Source organism: Gammaproteobacteria bacterium (assembly GCA_029881255.1).
Lineage (GTDB): Bacteria > Pseudomonadota > Gammaproteobacteria > S012-40 > S012-40 > JAOUMY01.
The window spans coordinates 1-4,837 of the sequence record JAOUMY010000035.1 but is presented as its reverse complement, the minus strand read 5'-3'; the positions used below and the strand labels follow the sequence as shown (position 1 = coordinate 4,837).

The following is a 4,837-nucleotide window of genomic DNA, read 5'->3' as shown; positions in this document are numbered from 1 at the left end:
ACCCACTTCCATCACGCGCACACCATCGAAACGCTGGCCAAGGACTACCTCGCGCAGTTGCAACGACTCATTAATCATTGCACCGCTGAACACGCCGGTGGGTACACACCCTCTGACTTCCCCCTGGCGCACCTCGACCAGACAGCGCTCGATGCCATCTATGCGCGGACGCCGACGCTGGACGACATCTATCCGTTGTCGCCAATGCAACAAGGCATATTGTTCAATTCTCTATTTGTCCCTGAATCCCGTGTATTTTTCGAACAACTGAGTTGTCATTTGACTGGCCCACTCAATCTGTCTGCATTTAATTCAGCCTGGCATCAAGTGGTCAATAGACATGCCGTACTAAAAACGGCATTTGCCTACGAAAATGCAATTGAACCATACCAGCTAGTTTATCCTCAGGTAGACGTTCCTCTAATTATTGAAGACTGGCGTGAAATTCCCAGCGACGAACAGCCTACCAAATTAAAAGCGTTTCTGAAGCAAGATATGGATAAGGGTTTCGACCTGGAATCTCCACCCTTGCTTCGCCTGGCACTACTACAAACTGATGAAGATCGCTACTACTTCATACTGAGTTTTCACCATATCCTCATGGACGGCTGGAGCTTCTTTCAGTTTTTGCCTGAAGTCTTTTCTTGTTACAAAGCATTCAACCAACAGCAAACACCACAATTGCCACAAGCGCCGCTGTACAAGAATTATATAAGCTGGTTACAGCATCAAGATACAGCACAGGCTGAAGCGTTTTGGAAAGAAACCTTGCGTGGTTTTACTGCCCCCACGGGCCTGGGAATTTATAAACAAGCGCCGGTCTTCACGAAACATGAATCTATTGGTACAGGAATCCTCAATACCACCCTAAATATAGATTCAACAAACAAGCTACAACAATTAGCGAAAAGCAATAAGTTCACTTTAAATACGGTACTGCAAGGATTGTGGGCCTTACTACTTGGACGTTATAACCAAACCAACGACGTATGTTTTGGCGTAACGGTTTACGGACGCCCAGCGGAGTTGCCACAGATAGAGTCCACAGTAGGACTATTTATCAACACCTTGCCTTTGCGCATTAATATAGATAATAACCGCTCTCTGTTACCTTGGCTGAGCGAGCTCCAGGCATACAATATTGAGTTGCGCAAGTTCGACTATGTCCCACTTCCACAAATTCAGACATGGAGCGAACTACCCGCTGGCAATGCCCTTTTTCAAACACTGCTCGTTTTTGAAAACTACCCCCAGGACACCACGATTAAAAAGGTAAACTCAGGGGCAAAAGATGGGCAGACCGAACAACAACTTGAAATCGATCTACTTCATATAAATCGCCAAACAAACTTACCGCTATCGCTCATTGCTGCGCCTGGAGAGCAACTCCAACTTGAATTCAGATATGATCAAAAAATATTTTCTGCAGAAATAATAGAACGACTGGCCAATCATTTCACACAGATTCTTGAGCAAGCCGGAAATAACCCAGAATTGAGTCTCGGCAAATTTGAGCTGTTAGGCAAAGAAGAATATCAACGCCTAGTGGTGGATTGGAATAAAACAGCCACTCCATTACCAAACCAGCTTTGCGCGCATCAACTATTCGAAAATCAAGCTACACAAAAACCTGAAGCCAAGGCCATCACTTTTAATAATCAGTCGTTAAGTTATAGTGAGCTGAACGAAAAAGCTAACCGACTCGCGCATTACCTTCGAGCGCAAAACGCTGGCCCTGAAATTCGTATCGGCTTGTGTGTCGATCGTTCATTAGAAATGATTGTGGGCATATTGGGAATCTTGAAAGCAGGATGCGCCTATGTGCCCATAGACCCAAGCTATCCCCAGGAGCTTTTGAATGCCACGTTAAAGGACTCAAAAATAAAATTACTACTTACTGTTAGTAGCGTAGAGACAGTCCTACCTGATTTACCCACGCGTGTTCTAAATCAACTAAGCTATACTGAATTCTCGCTTGACACCAAGTGGGACGAACTCAATGAATATCCCACTACCAATCCGCGCAACCAATCTCTTCCCAACAACCTGGCGTATGTGATTTACACCTCTGGCTCTACCGGAAGACCTAAAGGCGTTCAACTACAACATGGCGGATTGAGCAATTTAATTCATACGCAAATAAAGCAGTTCGCAATCACAGAGACTACACGAACACTCCAATTTGCTTCTGTCTCTTTTGACACCTCGGTTTGGGAAATATTTGGCACGCTCGCAGCCGGCGGTACCTTGTATATCGCCAATCAGGAACAGAGACACTCAATTGAAAAAACCCTGGAACTCATTAAAGAACAGAGAGTCAATTTGGCAACGCTGCCGCCATCAGCCATGTCTTTAGTTGATTCGTCTGAAGAATTACCAGAGTTAAAAACGTTGATATTTGCTGGAGAGGCCTGTCCAGTCTCTTTGGTACAAAAATGGGCGATCAATCGCAATTTTTACAACGCATATGGTCCGACAGAAAACACTGTCTGTATTTCCCTTGCACAGTGCGATGAAAACTCAGGCGTACCCCCTATTGGCCGACCGATCCAAAACGTCACGGTTTATCTATTGGATTCCAATCTCAATCCTGTTCCTCAAGGTGCCATTGGTGAGCTCTACGTCGGTGGCGGTAGTATTGCTCGCGGCTATCTCAATCAACCAGGTTTAACGGCAGACAAGTTTTTGCCTAACCCCTTCAGCCAAACAGCCGGTGAGCGCATGTATAAAACTGGCGACCTGGCGCGTTTTTTACCAGACGGCAATCTTGAATACCAGGGACGAATTGATCATCAGGTCAAACTCAGAGGTTTTCGCATCGAACTCGGCGAAATCGAATTCGCGCTTCGTAAACATCCGGGAATACGAGAAGCCGCGGTTTTGTTAAGAGAGGACAAACCTGGCGAAAAGAAATTGGCGGCCTATTTAGTGGCACAAGCAGAAATGTCCTTACCAGATTCGCAGGAACTACGCAGCTTCATAAAATCACGCTTACCTGAATATATGGTACCGGCCTCCTTTATAAACATGGAAACTTTACCGTTAACACCTAACGGCAAAGTCGATAGACGCGCGTTACCAGCTCCAGATCAATTAGATACTGGTTCAAACTATATTGCTCCTCAAACCACGACTGAAAAAATAGTTGCACAGGCGTGGATGAATATTCTCAAGCTTGAACGTGTCGGAATTAACGACAACTTTTTTGAACTAGGTGGACATTCACTCATTGCAACGCAACTTGTCGCCAGCATTAGTCAATCGCTCGGTGAGCCGGTTCCTATCAATTTGCTATTTGACTTTCCAACAGTAGGGACGCTGGCAGAAAGAATTGAGGCGGGCAAGCAGGCGGGAAGCACAGAGATAATCTCCCCAATAACCCGTGTATCCCATGCAGAAACTATCCCGCTCTCTTTTGCCCAGTTACGCGTGTGGTTTATGGATCAGTTGTTTCCAGGAAATCCCTTCTATAACGCGCTAAGTACAGCACGACTGCAGGGTAATCTGGATATTGTCGCGCTTAATAAATCCCTGAACGCGATCGTCGCACGTCATGAAGCCATGCGTACTGTCTTCGTCAGCGAGGAAGGCAAACCACATCAAGTTATACTAAAGCAATTATTCATCGAAATTCCCATCATTGATCTCAGCGAATTGTCCGAAGAAAAACAGAACGCCGAAATCGAGCGGCTTGCTGTTGCCGAAAGCGAACGTCCTTTTGAACTGGAACATGGTCCATTACTGCGGGCTCAACTACTACTTTTGGATCACGAACACTATGCCGTTTTCTTCAATCAACATCATGTCATCACTGACGGTTGGTCTTTAGGTGTTCTGATTTATGAGTTGGCGACACTTTACAATGCGTTTTCGCAAGACAAATCTTCGCCGTTGCCGCCATTGCCTGTGCAATATCCCGATTTTTCTGTTTGGCAGCGCAAGCTATTACAAGGTGAGTTTCTTGAGAATCAATTAGCCTATTGGCGGGAGGAGTTGGCAAACGTTCCAGCCGATTACCTAAGTCTGCCTATCGATAAACCGAGGGAACTAGTACCGACTTATCGTGGTGCGGGTTATCGATTCACTATTCCTGAGGATATTACTCTGGGCTTAAACAAGGTCGGCCAGGCAAATAACGCCACCATGTTTATGACCCTGTTAGCAGCGTTTCAAATACTACTGTCCAGATATAGCGGCCAAACAGATTTCTGTATTGGTATTCCAACAGCCAACAGACACTATGTGGAACTTGAACCGCTTATCGGCGCGTTTGTCAATACGCTAGCAATTCGCACCAAAATAGACGGCAACCCAACATTTGGCGAATTACTTGAAACCGTTCGCAAGTCCAGTCTTGGAGCCTATGCTCACCAGGACCTACCTTTCGAGAGGCTTGTTGACGAACTTAAACTGCCACGCGATATGCGGCAATCTCCTTTGTTTCAAGTGATGTTTGCATTCAAGCACAACACAGAAAATTATACGCTCCATGACGTTGATGAAGTTGAATCATCAAAACGTCAACACGTTTCACAAAAAAGTATTGTTGAACAAGCCAACAAACTAATCGACGGATTGCAAATCGAAAGCTCCGAACCACCTAACTACACCATCAAGTTCGAACTGGAATTACACATCGCTGAAACATCCAATGGTTTATCCGGTGTTTTTCAATACACAACCGACTTGTTTGAAGTAGAAACGATAGAACGCTTTGTCACATCTTTCCAATTCCTGCTCCGACAAATCGCTGAGCGACCCGACACACGTCTTAGTGAATTAGCGGTGATTGACACCACGCAACAGCAACGCTTGCTTGTCGAGTACAACGACACTG

1 protein-coding gene is annotated in these 4,837 nt (G+C 45.5%); it reads left to right on the top strand.

What is annotated here, in order from left to right:
• Positions 1-4,837: amino acid adenylation domain-containing protein (locus OEZ43_21890; GenBank protein MDH5548231.1), on the top strand; the 4,837-nt coding region annotated here is incomplete at both ends.